This window comes from Virgibacillus doumboii (genome assembly GCF_902806455.1).
Classification (GTDB): Bacteria; Bacillota; Bacilli; order Bacillales; family Amphibacillaceae; genus Lentibacillus; species Lentibacillus doumboii.
This window is the reverse complement of record NZ_CADCWQ010000001.1, coordinates 2,103,709-2,124,138: the sequence shown is the minus strand read 5'-3', so window position 1 is coordinate 2,124,138 and position 20,430 is coordinate 2,103,709. Positions and strand designations below refer to the sequence as shown.

Below are 20,430 nucleotides of genomic sequence, written 5' to 3'. Positions count from 1 at the left end.
CAAAATGTATTCAACCAAAACAATGCAGTTTTATTCTGTCTCTTCCTATCTAATTTATACTGTATACGTATACCCAAATAGAAAATATATAAACAGTTATATAAAAAAGGTATAGTCAACATCCCATCCTTCATTTATAATTGAATTGTTATATAGAGACATCAGGAGGGGGACTACGTTGAAGAAAATAGTATGGATTTTAGTTGCAGTGCTTTTATTTATTTCAGCATGTGCAGACAGTAAAGCCGTTTCAGAAAAAGAAAGCACCAACCAGGAAAATGAACAGGAGCAAACAGAAACAGATAAACAGAAAGAGGAAGAGCAAAAATCTGCAGATAAAACAGTAAAGGCAGAAGAAGAAAAGCAGGAAGAAACCGAAATCGAGCAAGTAATAGAGGCAAAATATAAAATAAATGAAGAAACCTCTTCAGTTGTTCCTTTAAAAGAAAGCTACAATGAAAAAGTAATTTTGTTGACAATAGATGATGCACCGGATAAATATGCGCTTGAGATGGCGAAAACATTAAAATCGTTAGATGCAGGTGCAATCTTTTTCGTAAATGGGCATTTTTTGGATACACCCGAGGAAAAAGAAGTATTAAAGCAAATTCATGAAATGGGATTTCCGATTGGTAACCATACATACAATCATGCTTTTTTGCCTGATTTGTCAGAGGAAAAACAAAAGAAGGAAATTATTAGCTTAAGTGATACGATTGAAGAAATTATTGGAAAAAGACCTGAATTTTTCAGGGCACCGAATGGGGCAAACACAGATTTCACAAAACAGACTGCCAAAGAAGAGGGCATGGTATTAATGAATTGGACTTACGGTTATGATTATTTCGAACCGTACATGGATGCAAAAAAATTGACCGAAGCAATGGTTACTGGAAAAGGTCCTGAAGTTGATGTTCCCTACAGCCTGTTGAAGCCTGGTGCCAATCTTTTGATGCACGACCGTGAATGGACAGCTAAAGCATTAAAAGATATTGTCACGGGACTCCGCAATAAGGGATATGAAATTGTAGATCCAAATTTAATACAAAAAATAAAATAAACATATACAGTCAGTTATTTTTTTATAACTGGCTTTTTTAATACACAAAAACATACTTTTTATAATATGTTATACTAATTAACAATTGATTTTCTTAATATGTCATACTATAATGCTATTATGGAGTAACAATTAAAAGTAAAGGAGTTGGACCAGATGGGTACTATCGTTTGTCAGGATTGCCAAGAAGTAATCGAACATTTTGATGATGAAAAAGTTACTACGCTTTACGGTACATGTCCGACTTGTGAACAAAAATAGATTGATTTGAACGCCTGAGGCTGCATGGATTCACATGCAGCTTATTTGTGCTGTTTCTTAGCCATAAAGATGTATTTAATGATACGATAAAAAGAAAAAGAGGTGTATTTGTTGAAGTGGGAAACGAGCGTGACAAAACTATTAAATATTGAATACCCGATTATTCAGGGGGGACTTGCCTATTTGGCATATGCTGATTTAGCGGCTGCCGTTTCCAATTCTGGTGGATTGGGCCAAATAACTGCAATGAGTCTTTCAAGTCCGGAAGAATTAAGAAATGAAATCCGCAAGTTAAAATCAATGACCGATAAACCATTTGGTGTAAACTTCGCAATCGGACAGCATGGAAGGCCATTTGAACATATGGTGCAGGTGGCAATAGATGAGAAGGTACCGGCAATATCGGTAACCGGTGGTAATCCTAAAGGTGTACTTGATATGGTTAAGGACCATCCTATTAAAAAACTTGTTCTTGTTGCAGCACGCAGACAGGCCGAAAAAGCAGAGGAATTAGGAGCAGATGCAGTTATGGTTGTTGGCCAGGAAGGTGGAGGACACCTGGGCCGTGGTGATATAGGGACATTTGTATTGACTCCACAAGTTGTTGATTCCGTATCAATTCCGGTAATTGCTTCTGGCGGTGTTGTTGATGGGCGAAGCATGATGGCAGCACTGGCACTTGGAGCAGAAGGTATAGAAATGGGGACTCGATTTATTGCAACAAAGGAGTGTGTCGATGCACATTGGGCATATAAACAAGCATTACTTGATGCAGACGAAAATTCAACCGTCGTAATCAAGCGTTCGCTGGGAACACCTGCACGAGCATTAAAAAATACCTGGACAGATACAATATTGGAGATAGAAGGCCAAAAAGGTGATTATGATTCACTTAAATCCTACATAAGTGGGGAAGCTAACAAACAATATATACATAAGGGTGAAGATGATAAAGGATTCGGCTGGGCAGGTCAGGGAACAGCACGGATTCATGATATCCCGACAGTAAAAGAGTTAATTTCTTCAATGGTTGAGGAAGTTGAAGCAATTAAAAGGAAATGGACAGACTGAGGTGAGTAAGAGCTTTGAATTATCATTATCCACTTGATGAGACATGGTCAAAACAGGAAATAGTTGATGTGGTTAACTTTTTTACAATCATTGAAAAAGCATACGAGAAACAAGCGGGTCGTGAAGAAGTATTGGCTGCATACCGACGATTCAAGGAGATTGTACCTTCCAAAAGTGAAGAGAAAACCTATTTTTCCGATTTTGAAAAGGCTTCAGGCTATGCAAGTTATCCTGTTGTTAAAAAAGCACGTAATACTGATGAGCGTTCCATAAAGATGAAAGAATAAAAGACCTTTCCGCGGAAAGGTCTTTTCATATTATTGCATTGAAATTTTATAAATAGGAGCCAGAGTCCTAAAGGTTTCTTCAGCCTCATTTATAAATGCCTTGCCGCTCTTAAGAACAGGATCATTTGGCTTTATGTGTTTTCCGATAAGAAATTCTGCTTTCTTCACATCACGGAAACGTGTAAGGGCCTTCTCCAAATCAATATCTCCAAAACTTGTAGCATCTTTCTTCGTATGATCCAGGGAAATGACATAATCATCCGGTACAATTTGTTTAATGTCATCTATATGATTAAGAAATGTTTTGGCAATCTCCTGTTTTCCCGGCATTTCATAAATATATGCCAGCCATAGAAACAGATGATCATCGAACAAACCAATTTGAAAATGCGGATGTTTTTTATAGCCGCGTTTGTCATGACAAAACGCCATCCACGTATCATTCGGCGGATTTTTTGTTCTACGGGCATGCTGTGCAATATGTATGTGCATGTCAATATCCGTTATTTCGGAAATATCATCACCCAGTTTTTCACCGATTGCCCTGAATTTAGGCTGTATGCTTTCCCTTATTGCCTCCATTCGTTCTTCCAGGCCATCTATATTGAATGTATTAAAATCTTTTTTTGAGAAGCCTCTAAATCCCATCTTTTACACCCTTTCGATGTTGCTTTTTCATAGATTATAATAATTATTATTAATTAAATAACACCTATAGTCAAGCTATGTACCCAGAATTTATCGTTTGGCTGTATCGTATCTTAACTCACCCACGGAAAGCGAAGTGTATTTCCGCAGCGGTGTTATAGCACTCACTCTTTTTTTAAAAAAGTTACGTCGCAGTTTATATCTTTTGTGCCAAAAACAACAATCATTACAAAAACAGCTTAGCGTTTGAAAAATTAAAAATCGGGGAATATAGAAATACTAACTAATTACTTATCACCAAATGGGAAATTACTTCATATAAATAATAAAAGCCATTTGAAAGGTTGTGGGTGTTGTGAAATTTGTAATGGAAGCCCTCAGAAGGAAAGAGGCCCAGGAAAGACTCCCAGTAATCCGCATGGAAATCGATTATGAACTGGTAACATTACATGATGCGATGCAGGCGAATGACAAAATAGAAATAATCAAATCCAAGGAACGGCTAAAGCAATTACGTGAACAGTTGCTGGAAATCGAAAATGAATAATCATGGAAAAATGACCCCAACTTTACATATGTTTATCACTTAATGATAAAACAGAAAATTGGGGTCATTTGTATGTAAATAATTATTACACATATTCTTTTCAGATTAAAAAAATGAATCACAGCCCTCAATTTGGTATGATAATAATAGACAGGAAACTTATTGGAGGCTTACATATGAACATGGAGACGCGTAATTCGATATATGATCAGGCAAAACAATGGGTACTGCAGGCCGGCGCCAACATTAGAAAGAAAATAAATGATCCACTGGAAATTAATACAAAATCAAACCCCAATGACCTTGTTACACATATGGATGACGAAACAGAATATTTCCTGACTTCCAATATTAAGGAAACATACCCTGACCATTTCATTATAAGTGAGGAAGGGTATGGTGATGAACTGCAATCACCTGATGGGACTATCTGGATAATCGACCCGATAGATGGAACGATGAATTTTGTTCACCAGAAACGAAATTTTGCCATATCAGTAGGAATATATCATAATGGTACAGGCGAAATTGGTTTTATTTACGATGTTATGAACGATGTGCTATACAGTGCTAAGCGAGGTGAGGGGGCATTTAAAAATAATGTTCTTTTACCTAAGCTTAATCCGGATAAAAAACTCCTGGAGTCGATTATCAGTATGAATCATTTCTGGCTGTGCGAAAATCGGCATGTTGAAGAAAAGGTGATGCAGAATTTTGTCAGAACCGTACGAGGCACAAGAACGTATGGATCTGCAGCATTGGAACTTGCGTATGTCGCTGAAGGAATTGTCGATGGATATATTACAATGAGCCTGGCACCATGGGATATAGCAGCTGGAATCGTGATTGTAAATGAAACAGGCGGTGTTACAACAAATATTTACGGTAGCCAGGTAAATATGTTAGAGAAAAATTCGATATTGGCATGCAACCCTTCTATACAAGAGCAGATTATTAAGGGATACATGCTGAAAGGAAAAAAGTAATCTTTAATGAATGAAAAACAAAAAGCTTGAACTGAAAATTTCAGTTCAAGCGTATTTATGTATTCGGAAACCTCTTGCTGGCATACTTATTTTGCCTTTACTACTCTTTCAATAACAGTAGTTACTTTTTTTTCTTTTTCAGAGAAATGCCATATCCCATAAATGCAAAACCCAATAATATAAATAATATGACTAACCAAATATTACGGTATGCTATGGCAATTCCGACAAAAATAAACATCATAATTACCAGAGTAGCTAGTAGTAACATGGGAATATTAATATTTTTCATAGATCACACCTCTTTTACACGTGAACTAGTATATATGAAATTCCAATAATGTTCAAAAATTGACGATTTTTTAACTAGCGTGCAGAGGGAGGATTTAGTATGATAGAAAAAGAGTTTAATGTATTAGGGTAATGGAGGATATGGATGAATACAAACTTCAGTTTACTTTATGACTTTTTAGTAGAGAACTTTCATGGACATGAGCTGGCAATCTTTTATGTCCTGAATTTAATTTTTGCAGCAATTGCATATAAGTTAGGATTTGCCCGGCAATTACCAATTTTAAAATCGGTACTGGTATACATAATGTTAGCATTTGGTTCAATCATCATAACGTTTTTCAGTGTAGTCGGTTATCCGATTACAGAGAGCTTAATTATTATGTCGATAGTTCTTGGTATTTATCGTTTCAGGTTACACCAGGAAAGGAAAAAGAAAAAGGAATCCTAATATAAAAAAACTCCCCAATGCCGGGGAGTTTCTCTTATATTAAATCTTTCTTTTTCTTCTTTTGTTCATACAAGCGAAAGTTTCCTGTTGCATGTCTTTTCTGTGTTTTATTGTATATTCGATCGTAGCATTCCTGACATAAAAACATATGGATTTTACGATTTCTCAATCTTTTAGCTTGTAATGAATCATCTTCAATATTTTCAACAGTATCACAAAGTACACATTTGACTTGCATATTTTCACCTCTTAAATTAGGCTTCTGTCCTATAACTATAACATGACATTCATTTGTATAAAAGAGACCGCTCAATGTTTAACATGAAAATGATGGGGAATATTATTACAAATTATATTAATAATCTCGATGGAAAGGGCGATTCGATGAAAAAAAGATATCTCGCTTCTGCGGTTGGGGCAATCGGAGCAGGAGCTGCAGGGTACTTATTGAGAAATGAAGGAAACAGAAACAAACTTAAGGAAAAGGCGCAACTTGCAGTAGATAAAATGAAAAATAGCAATCAAGAGAATTCAACATTTGAAGATGCGGGGGTTCCGGATCAGGCACCAAATAAAGATGCCGCACAGCTGGAGAATTCAAAAATGGTGTCTGAGGGATCGCAATTTGGAGTGAAGTATTATAATGAGGTGAAAGAAAAGAATAAATAAACGAAAGGTGCTTCCGGTTATGATCGTGAAGCACCTTTGTAATTACTCATTATTTTTATTATTTGATTGATCTTCTTCAATGTCATCCAACTTTTTCTCGTCTTTTTCCGGCAACAGTTCCTTATTTTGGTCCGGTTGCTGCGGCTGATCTTCGTTGATTGGAAAATCAGGCATATACCGGCCTACAATAGCAGATAACTCGTCCACTACGCCTTGTACAGGATGACCTTGGCTAATCTTGTTTCCCATCATGCGAATTCTTTCAACCACATCTCCATCAGCGACAACTACTGCTGTTTTCCCATATGGATCATGTTGTAATGCTTCCAAAACCGAATACTTTATTGTTCCAACACGAGAACGATCCAAATCCTTGTCCACGTTTATACCGACGACTGCATACGGACCTGCTACGACGGACGTGGCATCCATTACATTAGGTACATCACCAGCAACATTTGCCAGGTGGTCGGCAATTTCTTCATTTGAAGGATTTTTCCTTTTTACAGGATTGGAATCTTCCACCTGGATAATTCGGTTATTATTGTTTCGATCTTCATTTGGCAAGGATTGTTCATTATCGTTTTGCTGACATCCAATTAACAGTGAAAAGCTTAGTAAAGACAGTATCCCTAGACGTAACAACATGTGTACTCCTCCTTTAAATGTACAACCGGAATTACTGTCTTATTATTTTGGATTGAAAATAGTAAATTATACGAACAAATGTAAAAGGTCCTCTTTTACAAAACCTGCACAAATAAAAAAAGCTGTTTATATTTGAGAATGTAAACAGCCTTCATTTATTCAGTTTATAACTATTTTCTTTATTCCTTTAACAGGATTATCTTTATTGGAACCATCGCGATAAAAGAAATATACCGGTCCGTCCTCTTTTAACGGCTTACCGTTGAGTGAAAACTGCAGATAACATTTTTGCAGTTCCTCAAGTGAAATGCGGACGTCTCCATCACTTGTTTCGAGTGTGACATCTTCAGCATCACCATTTACTTCTGCATAGTCAACAAAATTGCTGATCGGCATCACATAGGAACTGGAAAGAATTTCTTCCCGCTCGGAACGGGGAATTCCCTTATTTCCGTTTGAATTGAGGTTTGGCTTTTTGACTGCCCGTTCCCACCGTTTGGATGCTTCTTCAACCTCATTCTCTGCATCAGTTTCTGCTGTCTGCTCTGTAAAAGCTTCATCCAAAAGTATTTTGCGGTCATCAAAGATCCATGCTGTAGGATCCAGTGTAATCGTATATGTAACATTTCCGGTTATTGGTACTATCATGTTCTGCCACCTTTCTTAATGTGTCTTTACCAAGAATAGCAGACATGCTAAAATTTTTCATTATAAAAAGATTGGATATATTTTATTTTTATTTGCATTTTCACGGTGCAAACGATAATATGTAATAGAAGAAAGTCTTTTTAACGGAGGGGATATAATTGATTCCTGAGGTGACTGAAACTCATCGTGAAAAAGCCTATGCCCTTCTAAAGGCTGATGCTGATAAGATATTAAGGCTAATAGAAGTTCAGATTGAGAATTTAACAATGCCGCAATGTCCTCTTTATGAAGAGGTTCTGGATACACAAATGTTTGGTCTTTCAAGGGAGATCGATTTTGCTGTGCGTTTGAACCTGATCAGCGAAAATGAAGGTAAAGCACTTCTCGAGAATTTGGAAAGGCAGTTAAATATATTACATGAAGCAGCACAGAATTCAGTGTAATGTCATGTCATGTTACAAGTTAGCAAAAACTTTGCCTGATAGTGGATAATGGCAAGGTTTTTTTATTTAAGAGGTTGTTTCAAAAAGTCATTTTCAACCCACAGGACGTCGCGAATTTCGCCGGACGGTCCTTTTTATCCTCCTTTTTGAACACGAACTTTATATGAACAGTAACGCGGTGAAAAAATGATGCACGCTATTACCGAAAATATGTTATACTAATTAAAATTTCTATTTCATCCGTTGCGATTACTACATATGCCGAGGGGAAGTATGATGATAAAGAAATTAAAGGATTATGATTTTTCGCTAATGATCACACCAATATTGCTGGCGGCGTTTGGGATAGTAATGGTTTACAGTGCCAGTATGGTAACAGCTGTTGTGGACGGCAAAGAAAGTACATATTATCTGGTTAAGCAATCCCAGTGGTTTTGCCTGTCACTTGTAGGATTTGCTGTGACGAGCGTTTTTCCATACAAGTATTACCAAAAGTTAATTAAAGTGATTACATTGGCTGTCCTGGCATTATTGGTTGGTGTTTTGATATTCGGAGAAGAAGTTAATTATGCCAAGTCATGGTATGATTTTGGTTTTGCCAGTCTGCAGCCGGCAGAGTTTGCTAAATTGGGACTGATTATTTATTTGGCTGCAATTTATTCAAAAAAACAAGCTTATATTAATGAATTTAAAAAAGGTGTAGTTCCTCCGTTAATTTTGACAGCTATCATTTTAGGCCTGATTATGATGCAGCCGGACGTCGGAACAGCAGCTATTATTTTTCTTATTGCCTGCTCAGTTATATTCAGTTCCGGAATACGGTTTAAGCATCTGCTTATTCTCGTTATAATTGGGATAGCGTTAGTTGCTTTTGCAATTCCAAGTATGGTAACCGATGAACGCATTGCAAGATTTACCGGTGCATACCAGCCTTTTGAAACACCGGATACAGATGGTTATCAATTAATCCAATCCTATTTGGCTATTGGCGGTGGAGGAATAACCGGTGAGGGGCTTGGTCAAAGTGTGCAAAAACTTGGTTACCTGGGGGAGGCCCATACTGACTTCATCATGGCAGTAATCGCTGAAGAACTGGGTTTTGCCGGTGTTGTCATAGTTGTTGGAATGCTCGCAATAATTGTATTACGAGGATTCTTTATATCCAGGAAGTCTTCCGACAGTTTTGGTGCATTACTTGCAATAGGGATATCAGCTATGGTTGGTGTCCAGGCTTTTATTAACCTTGGGGCAATTAGTGGTCTTCTTCCAATCACCGGGGTTCCACTGCCGTTTGTAAGTTATGGCGGGTCTTCACTTCTGGTTATGATGGTTGCAATGGGGATTATGAACAATGTTGCAAAATCAGTGAAACAGAAAGAACAGGAACCTGTACCTGTGAATTCAAGTGAAGTGAATGAGATAGATAATAGAGGAGGAAAAAAATGGGTGAAGTAAATCGTATAAACAAAGTATTAGTAGCAAATCGTGGCGAGATTGCCATACGTGTTTTCAGGGCGTGTACGGAATTGAATATCCGGACTGTTGCGGTATATTCCAAAGAAGATATTGGCTCATATCATCGTTATAAAGCAGATGAAGCTTATCTTATTGGTGAGGGTAAAAAGCCGATTGATGCATACCTTGATATAGAGGGGATTATTGAACTTGCCAAACGTGTCGGGGTTGATGCAATTCATCCAGGGTATGGTTTTCTTTCCGAGAATATCGAATTCGCAAAACGCTGTGAAGAAGAAGGAATCATTTTTATTGGCCCAACAAGCGAGCACTTAAATATGTTCGGTGATAAAGTTAAGGCGAGGACACAGGCGATAAATGCGGGACTTCCGGTAATCCCCGGAACTGATGGACCTGTTTCATCGCTGAAAGAAGTATATGAATTTGGAGAAAAACACGGTTATCCAATCATAATTAAAGCTTCTCTTGGCGGCGGCGGACGCGGTATGCGTATTGTTCGTAATGAGAGCAGTCTGGAGGAAGCGTATGACCGTGCAAAATCAGAGGCTCGTGCGGCATTTGGCAGTGATGATGTTTATGTTGAAAAGTTAATCGAAAATCCGAAGCATATCGAGGTTCAAATCATTGGTGACCAACATGGAAACATTGTTCATTTGTTTGAACGTGACTGTTCAGTTCAACGGCGACATCAAAAAGTTGTAGAGGCAGCACCAAGTGTTTCTTTACCAGAGAAGCTGCGGTTTGAGATATGTGAGGCCGCAGTTAACCTGATGAAAAACGTAGATTATCTTAACGCGGGAACAGTGGAATTTTTAGTGACAGATGATTCCTTTTATTTTATTGAGGTTAATCCGCGTGTACAGGTGGAACACACCATTACAGAAATGATAACAGGCGTTGATATTGTCCAGACACAGCTAAAGATTGCAGAAGGACAAAATATTCATAAACAATCAATTGGAATTCCACAGCAGAAAGACATTACAACAAATGGCTTTGCCATTCAATCGAGGGTAACTACAGAGGATCCATTAAATAATTTCATGCCTGATACTGGTAAAATAATGGCTTATCGTACAGGCGGGGGTTTTGGTGTACGACTGGATGCGGGTAACGGATTCCAGGGTGCAGTCATTTCACCGCATTATGATTCACTCCTGGTTAAGGTCTCGACATGGGCTCTGACTTTTGAGCAAGCTGCACAAAAAATGGTCAGAAATTTAAAAGAATTCCGGATACGCGGTATCAAAACGAATATTCCATTTCTGGAAAATGTTATATTGCATAGTCAATTTTTATCTGGTCAGTACACTACGACATTTATTGATCAAACGCCGGAGCTTTTTGTGTTCCCGAAACGGAAAGACCGTGGAACAAAAATGCTTACTTATATAGGTCATACAACAGTAAATGGTTTTGAAGGTATCAATAAACAGAGAAAACCAGCCCTGGCGCAACCGATTATACCTAAAATCGACAAGTCAAAGGATATACCAGCCGGTACAAAACAGATTCTGGATGAGCATGGTCCGGATTACCTGGCAAACTGGTTAAAAGAACAGAAAAAAGTGATGCTGACCGATACTACTTTTCGTGATGCACACCAATCATTACTGGCAACGCGAGTCAGAACAAAAGATTTACTGCAGATTGCTGAACCGACTGCCCGCCTTCTGCCACAGCTCTTTTCTGTTGAAATGTGGGGGGGAGCGACATTTGATGTAGCATATCGCTTTCTGAAGGAAAATCCGTGGCAGCGGTTATTAAAGCTGCGTGAGAAAATGCCCAATGTATTATTTCAGATGCTATTGCGTGCGAGTAACGCGGTTGGCTACAAAAACTATCCGGACAACCTCATTAATGAGTTTGTTGAGAAAAGCGCGACTGCCGGTATTGATGTATTCCGGATTTTTGACAGTCTGAATTGGCTCGATGGGATGAAACCAGCAATCGCGGCAGTCCGGGAAAATAATAAAATAGCTGAAGCATCGATGTGTTATACAGGGGATATTCTAGATGCCGGACGATCGAAATATGACATTAATTACTATACAAATCTTGCAAAGGAGTTGGAGCAGTCAGGAGCACATATTCTGGGTATTAAAGATATGGCAGGACTGTTAAAGCCTGAAGCTGCTTATCAATTGATTTCAACCCTGAAAGAAACGATTGATATTCCTGTTCATTTGCATACACATGACACAAGCGGAAATGGTATTTATATGTATGCCAGAGCTATTGATGCTGGAGTGGATGTCGTCGATGTTGCTAACGGTCCAATGGCGGGAATGACATCACAGCCAAGTGCTCAAACATTGTATCATGCATTGGAAGGGAAGGAACGTCAGCCGAAGTTTAATATTGATTCATATGAAAAGCTATCCCATTATTGGGAAGGAATCAGAGTTTATTATCAGGATTTTGAAAGTGGCATGAAAGCTCCACATACAGAAATTTATTTTCATGAGATGCCTGGCGGACAATACAGTAATTTAAAACAACAGGCGAAAGCGGTCGGATTGGAAAATCGCTGGAATGAAGTCAAAGCAATGTTCAGACGAGTGAATGATATGTTTGGTGATATTATCAAGGTGACACCTTCCTCAAAAGTGGTAGGGGATATGACGCTGTTTATGGTCCAGAATAATTTGACTGAGGACGATATCTATGAACGGGGCGAGTCGATTGATTTTCCTGCGTCTGTAATCGAATTTGCTCAAGGATATATCGGTCAGCCATATCAAGGGTTTCCACAGGAGCTTCAGCGAATTATTTTAAAGGGAAAAGAACATATTACTGTACGCCCGGGTGAACTGTTGGATCCCGTTGATTTCAAACAATTAAAGGAAACGCTGTTTAAAACACTTGATCGACAGGTAACGAGCTTTGATATGATTTCATATGCGCTTTATCCAAAAGTATTTATGGATTATCACAGGTTCCAGGAAACATATGGCGATATGTCTGTGCTGGATACGTTAACATTTTTCTATGGAATGAAGCTTGGAGAAGAGATTGAAGTGGAAATTGAACAGGGAAAAACATTGCATGTAAAACTTGTATCAATTTCTGAAGTAGCTTCTGACGGGACGCGTGTCATTTACTTTGAACTCAATGGTCAATCAAGAGAAGTTGTTGTCAAAGATGAAAGTGTCCAATCACAAATTGCGACAAAACCAAAAGTTGATAAAGGCAACAATAAACATATTGGTGCAACAATGCCCGGGACTGTAGTTGATGTTATTAGTGAAAAAGGTCAAAAAGTAAATAAAGGGGATCACTTATTAATTACTGAAGCAATGAAGATGGAAACTACCGTGCAGGCTCCATTTACCGGTGTTATTAAGGACATACATGTGAAAAGTGGAGAAGAGATTGCGGTCAATGATTTGTTAATTGAATTTGAATAAAAAAAGGAATCAACAAAATAAAAAAAGATAATGGAAACTGGATTGTTTCCATTATCTTTTTTCGTTTCTGGCACTTCTGGTGGATAATAATATAAAGTAGCTTAACATTGCAAAGTAGCAGGATATTACGAATGCATGAAGTAACGCAATCCAAAGGTTCAGCATTGTAAAAATAATCAAAGCTCCCAACAGCACTTGAAGAATGATAAGTGAAACAGTAGTTATCCAGCCCCAGAACATGACACGATTTCTTCGATAATTTGTCATAATATTTATAAATAGTACAATCGTCCAAATGAATAATATACCAGCAGCGAGTCTGTGACTCATCTGAATCCATTGCTGGAAATTATAATCAGCAAGTGCAAGAGGTGCATCATTAGAACAGAATGGCCAACTGCCACATACCATACTTGAATTCGCGTGCCGAACCAATGCACCGGTGTATACAACTATTAAAGTATATATTGTAAGGGCATATATTTGGATTCGGTGTTTCTTTTGAATAATTAATGATTCCGCATCAAATTTTGTATCGATTTCAAATATTAACAGCATAAGCAGAAAAATAGCTGCAAATGATATAAGTGAAATACCGAAATGTGTTGCCAAAACAAAATCTGATTGATTCCAAATTACTGCAGCCGCACCGATCAGTGCCTGCAGAATTAAGAAGAATGATGATAAAAATGCCAGGAATTTCACTTCACGGATGTGCCCGTAGTATTTCCAGGACAATATGGATAATGCTAAAACCGTAATACCCATAATTCCTGATATCATACGATGACTAAGTTCGATAACGAGTTCAGGATTGATTTCAGATGGTAAAAATTGACCGTGGCATAACGGCCAGCTTGCACCACAACCCATACCAGATTCAGTCTTAGTAACAAGAGCTCCGCCAATTAATACAAATACCATGCCTATCGTCGATACTACAGATAGCCACTTTAGCGTCTTAATCATATAATACTGCCTCACTTTTATGTGTAAATAATCTCAATAGAATTATATTAATACTTCTATCGTAACAGAGCAATGAAAAATACTGAAAACATAGCAAAAAACACACAATTGTCATCTTATCACGATTTATTACTATTTTCACTATAAAAAAATAAAAAACTCTTGCATTGTTGAGCGTTGTTTGCTAGAAATATTGTAGGGGATATTTGCTAAGCTTCATATCATTGTGCCTATTCTCATGGGAAATCTGCATATATTATTTTACTTGATAAAGGCTTTTACAGCCTTTCATTTTATTTTAGGTCGCGATTTCACAAATTTGTCACATTTGGCGGTCTTATAAAAAGTAAAATTTGGAATGCAGTAAATAGATTGAATTTCAATTCCATGATACAATTAGGATAATTTGTAGGATAGTTTTGAGAGTTCTTTGGTATGCTAAATGGTATACTTGGAATTTATTATGTGCCTTTTTGTTGGGTTTGAAGGGGGGATATATGGAATGAACAAAGTGGAGACAACTTCTTCACCTCTAATAGGTAAATCAGCTGCAGTAAAAGATACATCTTTATTTGCAGACTTAAAAGCACTTATCAAAGTAGGAATTGTTAATTCCAATCTGATCACGACATTTGCCGGTTTTTGGCTGGCTTTATATTTCACCAATACTGCATTTGCTGCCAACTGGGATGTTTTTCTATTGACTATGGCAGGTACAGCACTAGTGATTGCTGGCGGATGTATCATGAATAATTGGTATGATGTCGATATTGATCCTGTTATGTCGAGAACAAAGAAACGACCGACAGTCACGGGGAATATTTCATTAAATAGTGTTCTTGTTATGGGTATTTCATCTACCGCATTGGGATTAATTCTTTTATTGTTTACGACAATAGAAGCGGCTGTAATTGCATTTTTCGGCTGGTTTACATACGTGGTACTGTATACAATGTGGTCAAAACGCAGATATACCCTGAACACAGCAATAGGCAGTTTTTCCGGAGCGGTACCGCCTTTAATTGGATGGGCGGCCATCAATCCTGAACTGCACTTGGTAGCGGCTGTATTGTTTCTTATCATGTTCATATGGCAAACCCCACATTTCCTTGCACTGGCAATGAAAAAATCCAAGGAATATGCAACTGCAGGAATTCCAATGTTACCTGTTGTACATGGCTTTGAAATAACAAAGCGGCAAATTGTTGTCTATATAGCATGCTTACTGCCATTACCATTTTTTCTTGCAGCTTTAGGAACAACATTTATGATTATCGCTTCTTTACTCAATGTTGGATGGCTGGCTTTGGGTATTGGCGGGTTTTTCATGAAGGATGATTTGAAATGGGCAAACATGATATTCATCTATTCCTTAAATTACTTAACCATCCTGTTTTTGCTGATGGTTGTCGTGACGCTTGAACTGCCCTTTAGTTAAGCTGGTCCTTACTTTAATTAAAATATAAGGAACTTACAAAGAGAAAGAGAGGTATAAATACATGAAAGGCTGGATGGGAAAATTCAAGGCATTGTTTCTGTTAGGCTTAGTAGCGCTTATTCTTTCAGCGTGTGGTAAAGAGAATTTATCTGCCCTGAAGCCAGAAGGTTATGGTGCACAAACTGCAATGGATTTAATAATTCTTTCAACCGTTGTCATGTTGTTTGTCTTACTTATTGTAGTAGTTATTTATGTTACAGTTTTACTGCGTTATCGCAGGAAAAAAGGTCAAGAAGACTACATTCCAAAACAAGTTGAAGGCAATAAGACACTTGAGACAGTTTGGACAGTAATTCCAATAATCCTATTAATAATTATTGCTGTGCCTACTGTTACTGCCACATTTGATTTAGCAGATGAAAAAGGTGCAAGTGATGGCTTGAATATTCAGGTTACCGGTAACCAATACTGGTGGCATTTCAACTATAATGGAAAAGAAATTCAAACAAGCCAGGATTTATACATTCCGGTAGATCAGAAAGTATATTTAAACATGAAGTCTTCAGATGTAATCCACTCACTGTGGGTACCTTCTATTTCAGGGAAAATGGATGTTAACCCTGAGAACGAAAATACGATGTTTATTGAAGCATTTGAAGAAGGCGTATACTGGGGTAAATGTGCTGAGCTTTGTGGCCCTTCCCACTCACTAATGGACTTTAAAGTGATTGCAGTTAGCCAGGAAGAGTTTGATCAGTGGGTAGAGGACATGCAAAATGTTGATCCGAAAGCACAGCCACAGGATGCAATAGCACAGGAAGGTCAGGCATTATTCCAGGAGAAGAACTGTATGGGCTGTCACGCCATTGGTTCATCGCCGGTACAGGTTGGTCCAAACCTTACTAATTTTGGCAGCCGTTCTACACTTGCCGGTGTAGAAGATATGACAAAAGAGAACATGGTTCAGTGGATTACCGATCCTGAATCCATTAAGCCAGGAAATAAAATGACAGGTAATTATCCTGAAGTTTCAGAAGAAGAAGCTGGTAAGATTGCAGAGTACCTAATGCAATTACAACCTTCTGAAATCACACCTGAGAGTGCAGGTAATTAATAAAAACACATAAACAACAAGGGATGTAAATTGTAAAAGGGAGGTTTAGTCGTGAGTATTGCAGCTACTCAAAAGAGAGGCTTCGGCGCTGTGCTATGGGATTACTTAACCACTGTGGACCACAAGAAAATTGCACATTTGTATCTGTTCGGTGGTGGTTTCTTTTTCCTGCTCGGCGGTCTGGAAGCTATGGTTATACGTATTCAATTAATCAAACCTGAAAATGATTTTGTCAGCGCAGGTTTGTATAATGAAGTTCTGACAATGCATGGAACGACTATGATATTTCTTGCGGCCATGCCGTTATTGCTTGGATTAATGAACGCAGCCATGCCATTACAAATAGGAGCACGAGACGTTGCTTTTCCATTTTTAAATTCATTGGGATTTTGGCTGTTTATGTTCGGTGGACTTATTTTAAACTGCAGTTGGTTTCTGGGTGGTGCTCCTGATGCGGGCTGGACTGGATATGCCCCGTTGTCAACCACATCGCCCGGGCATGGAGTTGACTTCTATGTAATCGGGCTTCAGATATCAGGTGCAGGAACGCTTATTGGTGGTATTAACTTCCTGGTAACAATTGTTAATATGCGTGCACCAGGAATGACGTATATGCGTATGCCATTATTCTCATGGACAACATTTATTACAAGTATATTGATTTTATTTGCTTTTCCGGCATTAACAATCGGGTTATTCCTGCTTATGTTTGACCGGATGTTTGGATCAGCATTTTTCGATGTGTCGTTGGGTGGTAACGCGATTATCTGGCAGCATTTATTCTGGATTTTCGGTCACCCGGAAGTTTATATTTTGATACTTCCAGCGTTTGGTATATTTAGTGATGTATTCGCTACATTTGCTAAAAAGCGCTTATTTGGATACACAGCAATGGTTTTCGCAACCATGTTAATTGCTTTCTTAGGTTTCATGGTTTGGGCTCACCATATGTTTACAGTTGGTTTGGGACCTGTAGCTAACTCAATCTTTGCGATTGCAACAATGGCAATTGCGGTACCTACAGGGATAAAAATATTTAACTGGCTGGCAACTCTTTGGGGTGGAAGTTTACAAATAAATTCCGCCGTACTGTGGGCATTAGGCTTCATTCCGACATTCACCATTGGAGGTATGACGGGTGTAATGGTTGCATCTGTTGTTGCTGACTACCAATATCATGATACTTACTTCGTCGTAGCCCACTTTCACTACGTAATCGTTGGTGGTACGGTATTTGGTATTTTTGCAGGTCTGCATTACTGGTGGCCTAAGATGTTTGGGCGGATTCTTAATGAAAAACTTGGTAAATTAACTTTTTGGTTATTCCTGATTGGTTTTCATTTAACTTTCTTTATCCAGCATTTCCTTGGACTGATGGGGATGCCGCGTCGTTACTGGGTATTCCTGGAGGATCAGGGATTGGATACAGGTAACCTGATTAGTACAATTGGAGCATTCTTTATGGCAATCGCTGTTATAATTTTCTTCTATAATATTGTATTCACAGCGGTTAAAGGAGAACGCCCAGGCAATGACCCATGGGATGGACGTACACCAGAATGGGCAACAGCTTCACCGCCTGCTCACTATAACTTTAAGCAAACACCGCTTATTCGTGGGTTGGATCCGCTTTGGATTGAGAAGATGGAAGGTAAAGGCGAATTGACACCGGCAGAACCATTGGGTGACATTCATATGCCAAATGGATCAATCCTGCCATTCTTGATGTCTTTCGGTTTATTCATCGCAGGATTTGGTTTCATCTTCCAGGTTGATTATGATTGGGCATACATTCCATTATTCGGCGGTATGGCTATGTTACTTGGGTGTATGTTAATCAGATCACTGAAAGACGATCATGGCTACCACATAACGAAAGAAGAACTAGAAAGGGAGGCTGACTAAGATGAGTCAAGATCATTCCTTAAATCCGGAAACAATGCCAAACGAACCTGAAAAGGCTACGCTTGAAGGAAAAAATAAATTTCTCGGGTTATGGTTCTTCCTCGGTGGTGAAACAGTTCTTTTTGCAAGTCTGTTTGGAACATACATTGCCCTGAGAAATTCGACAGCTGGTGGACCAACGTCAAATGAACTATTTGGATTGGAACTGGTTTTTATAATGACAATCCTATTGCTTACAAGTTCATTGACGAGCGTATATGCAATGTACCACATGAAAAATAATGACTATAAAAAAATGCAACTGTGGCTGGGGATTACAGCACTTCTTGGCTTTGGATTCTTAGGTTGTGAGCTTTATGAGTTTACACACTATATTCATGAGTACGGATTCACTTTCCGCTCATCAGCATTCGGCTCAGCATTTTACACATTAGTCGGCTTTCACGGGGGGCACGTTACATTTGGCCTTGTGTGGCTGCTGGGACTGATGCTTCGTAATGCTAAACGAGGTCTAAACTTGTACAACGCTCCTAAGTTCTATACATTCAGTTTATACTGGCACTTTATCGACGTTGTATGGGTATTCATCTTTACAGTTGTATACTTAATGGGAAAGGTGGGTTAATTGATGGCTGAGAACACCAATTCCAATGAAGTAAATCCATTCCAAAAACAAAAGAATAAAGAGGAAATGCAAAAACAGCTTATTACATTTGCATTGATGATTATATTTACAATCATTGCATTTGTAATTGTGGCGACTGGCGCAATGCAAAAAATGTTTGTTATACCAGTGCTGCTAATCCTGGCAATTATTCAGGTGGCATTTCAGTTTTATTACTTCATGCACATGAAAGATAAAGGACATGAAATGGCATCCTTCATGATGTACGGAGGAATTTGGGCAGCATTGCTGACTCTGGCAGCATTAGGAGTAATCACATGGTGGTAATCATTACAAAATGATCGGGAGCTATTCCCGATCTTCTTTTTTTGTACTGGTTATATTAAATTCAGGTAAAATAATATTCGTTGCTGTTACGTCATCACAAGCCAGGCTAACCCTGCGATTGTGCTATTGTTTTTAAATTGTCACATTACCAATGTGTAATTGATAATAAATTGCGTTATAATGTGAACTATAATTGATTTTTGGAGTGAGTTATTATGTGGCTGGAATTACAGATTTTTGGTTTTCGGGCTTTATGGAGTCCTTATTATCTATTATTCGTATTAGGACTTGCTCTTCTATATTTTTTAATTACCGGGCCATACCGTCATAAATTTGGCGGGGGAGAAAAGCCTTCCAAAAAGCAGCAAACCTTTTTTTATATAGCACTAGTATTATTGTATGCAGTCAAAGGATCACCAATAGACCTGCTTACACATATTATGCTGACGACTCATATGGTTCAGATGGCAATCTATTATTTGATATTCCCGATATTTATTATAAAGGGTATTCCAACATGGTTATGGGAAAAAATTGTTCTTAGACCAATAGTGAAACCTATTGTTAAGTTCTTTTCGAAACCGCTTATTTCGCTATTGTTATTTAATACACTGTTTTCCCTTTATCATCTGCCGGCTATATTTAATTTTGCCAAATCATCACAACTAGCGCATTCGTCTATTTCGGTAGTCATTTTAATTGCTGCGTTTATTGTATGGTGGCCTATATTGACACCTTTAAAAGAGTTTGACCGTATGCCTCCTCTGGGAAAAATATTTTATATATTCGCAAACGGTGTTTTGATTACACCGGCGTGTGTATTGATTATCTTCGCTAATGTTCCAGTATACGCAACTTATACCCAGGACGGGGCTTGGATGCAAGCGTTGGCTTTATGTGTGCCAAGCGGTGTATTACAGGGTTTGGCACCTGCAATTTCAGGTCCTGAAATGTTTTCACCGATGTCCACGATGGAGGACCAGCAACTTGGTGGTATTATTATGAAAATAATGCAGGAAATTACGTATGGTGTCATATTGGCGAAGATTTTCTTTGGCTGGTTTACCCGGGAAAGTTTACGGGTCGATCCACTTCCTGCGACAAACCCAAGCGAGCAGAATTAAAATAAGAGCATGAATCGCAAAGGTTCATGCTC

The 20,430-nt window shown here is 38.3% G+C and carries 23 protein-coding genes; 17 read left to right on the top strand and 6 right to left on the bottom strand.

Features of this window, described 5'->3' with window-relative positions:
- The first annotated feature begins 178 nt into the window (after positions 1-178).
- From G6R02_RS10340 to G6R02_RS10325, 4 genes are all read left to right on the top strand, one after another.
- Positions 179-1,060 carry a polysaccharide deacetylase family protein gene (locus G6R02_RS10340; protein ID WP_164669161.1) on the top strand — a complete coding sequence of 294 codons (882 nt, stop codon included), beginning with the start codon at positions 179-181 and terminating at the stop codon, positions 1,058-1,060.
- A 156-nt stretch (positions 1,061-1,216) separates the two neighbouring features.
- Positions 1,217-1,321, top strand: coding sequence for a GapA-binding peptide SR1P (locus G6R02_RS10335; protein WP_164669159.1), 105 nt, complete (start codon positions 1,217-1,219; stop codon positions 1,319-1,321).
- 111 nt (positions 1,322-1,432) lie between these two features.
- Entirely contained in the window at positions 1,433-2,392 is a 960-nt protein-coding gene (locus G6R02_RS10330; RefSeq protein WP_164669157.1) for an NAD(P)H-dependent flavin oxidoreductase, read from the top strand.
- A 14-nt stretch (positions 2,393-2,406) separates the two neighbouring features.
- Entirely contained in the window at positions 2,407-2,679 is a 273-nt protein-coding gene (locus G6R02_RS10325; RefSeq protein ID WP_164669154.1) for a UPF0223 family protein, read from the top strand.
- Positions 2,680-2,709: 30 nt separating this feature from the next.
- Here G6R02_RS10325 and G6R02_RS10320 read toward each other — a convergent pair whose 3' ends face one another.
- On the bottom strand, positions 2,710-3,327 hold the full coding sequence (locus tag G6R02_RS10320; protein ID WP_164669152.1) for a YktB family protein: 618 nt from the start codon (positions 3,325-3,327) through the stop codon (positions 2,710-2,712).
- Between the two features lie 355 nt (positions 3,328-3,682).
- Here G6R02_RS10320 and G6R02_RS10315 point away from each other — a divergent pair, with 355 nt between their 5' ends.
- Together G6R02_RS10315 and G6R02_RS10310 are read left to right on the top strand one after the other, a co-directional pair.
- Positions 3,683-3,874 carry a hypothetical protein gene (locus G6R02_RS10315; protein ID WP_164669151.1) on the top strand — a complete coding sequence of 64 codons (192 nt, stop codon included), beginning with the start codon at positions 3,683-3,685 and terminating at the stop codon, positions 3,872-3,874.
- Between the two features lie 176 nt (positions 3,875-4,050).
- A complete protein-coding gene (locus G6R02_RS10310; RefSeq protein WP_164669149.1) occupies positions 4,051-4,860 on the top strand; it encodes an inositol monophosphatase family protein in 810 nt (269 codons plus the stop codon).
- Between the two features lie 121 nt (positions 4,861-4,981).
- Here G6R02_RS10310 and G6R02_RS10305 read toward each other — a convergent pair whose 3' ends face one another.
- Positions 4,982-5,152 carry a DUF5325 family protein gene (locus G6R02_RS10305; protein WP_164669148.1) on the bottom strand — a complete coding sequence of 57 codons (171 nt, stop codon included), beginning with the start codon at positions 5,150-5,152 and terminating at the stop codon, positions 4,982-4,984.
- Positions 5,153-5,296: 144 nt separating this feature from the next.
- Here G6R02_RS10305 and G6R02_RS10300 point away from each other — a divergent pair, with 144 nt between their 5' ends.
- Positions 5,297-5,602: a YlaH-like family protein gene (locus G6R02_RS10300; RefSeq protein ID WP_164669146.1), complete on the top strand. Its 306-nt coding sequence runs from the start codon at positions 5,297-5,299 to the stop codon at positions 5,600-5,602.
- A gap of 34 nt (positions 5,603-5,636) precedes the next feature.
- Here G6R02_RS10300 and G6R02_RS10295 read toward each other — a convergent pair whose 3' ends face one another.
- Positions 5,637-5,840 (bottom strand): YlaI family protein, encoded by a 204-nt coding sequence (locus G6R02_RS10295; RefSeq protein ID WP_164669145.1) that lies wholly within the window; start codon positions 5,838-5,840, stop codon positions 5,637-5,639.
- 74 nt (positions 5,841-5,914) lie between these two features.
- On the opposite strand from G6R02_RS10295, the gene G6R02_RS10290 reads away from it, so the two are divergent.
- Complete coding sequence (locus G6R02_RS10290) at positions 5,915-6,271, top strand: hypothetical protein (protein ID WP_246202543.1); 357 nt, start codon at positions 5,915-5,917, stop codon at positions 6,269-6,271.
- 42 nt (positions 6,272-6,313) lie between these two features.
- On the opposite strand, the gene G6R02_RS10285 is transcribed toward G6R02_RS10290, so the two are convergent.
- Positions 6,314-6,919, bottom strand: a complete 606-nt coding sequence (locus G6R02_RS10285) for a YhcN/YlaJ family sporulation lipoprotein (RefSeq protein WP_164669144.1) — start codon at positions 6,917-6,919, stop codon at positions 6,314-6,316.
- A gap of 159 nt (positions 6,920-7,078) precedes the next feature.
- Positions 7,079-7,567 carry a hypothetical protein gene (locus tag G6R02_RS10280; protein WP_164669142.1) on the bottom strand — a complete coding sequence of 163 codons (489 nt, stop codon included), beginning with the start codon at positions 7,565-7,567 and terminating at the stop codon, positions 7,079-7,081.
- A 161-nt stretch (positions 7,568-7,728) separates the two neighbouring features.
- On the opposite strand from G6R02_RS10280, the gene G6R02_RS10275 reads away from it, so the two are divergent.
- The 3 genes from G6R02_RS10275 to pyc all read left to right on the top strand — a co-directional run bounded on the left by G6R02_RS10275 (position 7,729) and on the right by pyc (position 12,896).
- Positions 7,729-8,010, top strand: coding sequence for an Fpa/YlaN family protein (locus G6R02_RS10275; RefSeq protein ID WP_164670377.1), 282 nt, complete (start codon positions 7,729-7,731; stop codon positions 8,008-8,010).
- Between the two features lie 276 nt (positions 8,011-8,286).
- Positions 8,287-9,465 carry a putative lipid II flippase FtsW gene (ftsW, locus tag G6R02_RS10270; protein WP_164669139.1) on the top strand — a complete coding sequence of 393 codons (1,179 nt, stop codon included), beginning with the start codon at positions 8,287-8,289 and terminating at the stop codon, positions 9,463-9,465.
- Positions 9,453-12,896, top strand: a complete 3,444-nt coding sequence (gene pyc, locus G6R02_RS10265; protein WP_164669138.1) for a pyruvate carboxylase — start codon at positions 9,453-9,455, stop codon at positions 12,894-12,896. Before ftsW ends, pyc begins: the two co-directional genes overlap by 13 nt.
- A 51-nt stretch (positions 12,897-12,947) precedes the next feature.
- On the opposite strand, the gene G6R02_RS10260 is transcribed toward pyc, so the two are convergent.
- Positions 12,948-13,865 carry a COX15/CtaA family protein gene (locus tag G6R02_RS10260; RefSeq protein WP_164669136.1) on the bottom strand — a complete coding sequence of 306 codons (918 nt, stop codon included), beginning with the start codon at positions 13,863-13,865 and terminating at the stop codon, positions 12,948-12,950.
- 502 nt (positions 13,866-14,367) lie between these two features.
- Here G6R02_RS10260 and cyoE point away from each other — a divergent pair.
- From cyoE to ctaG, 6 genes are all read left to right on the top strand, one after another.
- Positions 14,368-15,303, top strand: a complete 936-nt coding sequence (gene cyoE / locus G6R02_RS10255; RefSeq protein ID WP_281347104.1) for a heme o synthase — start codon at positions 14,368-14,370, stop codon at positions 15,301-15,303.
- 61 nt (positions 15,304-15,364) lie between these two features.
- A complete protein-coding gene (gene coxB / locus G6R02_RS10250) occupies positions 15,365-16,417 on the top strand; it encodes a cytochrome c oxidase subunit II (RefSeq protein ID WP_164669134.1) in 1,053 nt (350 codons plus the stop codon).
- Between the two features lie 51 nt (positions 16,418-16,468).
- On the top strand, positions 16,469-18,322 hold the full coding sequence (ctaD, locus tag G6R02_RS10245; RefSeq protein ID WP_164669132.1) for a cytochrome c oxidase subunit I: 1,854 nt from the start codon (positions 16,469-16,471) through the stop codon (positions 18,320-18,322).
- Position 18,323: 1 nt separating this feature from the next.
- Positions 18,324-18,947, top strand: a complete 624-nt coding sequence (locus G6R02_RS10240; RefSeq protein ID WP_164669130.1) for a cytochrome (ubi)quinol oxidase subunit III — start codon at positions 18,324-18,326, stop codon at positions 18,945-18,947.
- Between the two features lie 3 nt (positions 18,948-18,950).
- Positions 18,951-19,274 carry a cytochrome c oxidase subunit IVB gene (gene ctaF / locus G6R02_RS10235; RefSeq protein ID WP_164669129.1) on the top strand — a complete coding sequence of 108 codons (324 nt, stop codon included), beginning with the start codon at positions 18,951-18,953 and terminating at the stop codon, positions 19,272-19,274.
- A gap of 215 nt (positions 19,275-19,489) precedes the next feature.
- The gene (ctaG, locus tag G6R02_RS10230; protein WP_164669127.1) at positions 19,490-20,398 is read left to right on the top strand and encodes a cytochrome c oxidase assembly factor CtaG; all 909 of its coding nucleotides are present in this window, start codon (positions 19,490-19,492) and stop codon (positions 20,396-20,398) included.
- Positions 20,399-20,430 lie beyond the last annotated feature (32 nt).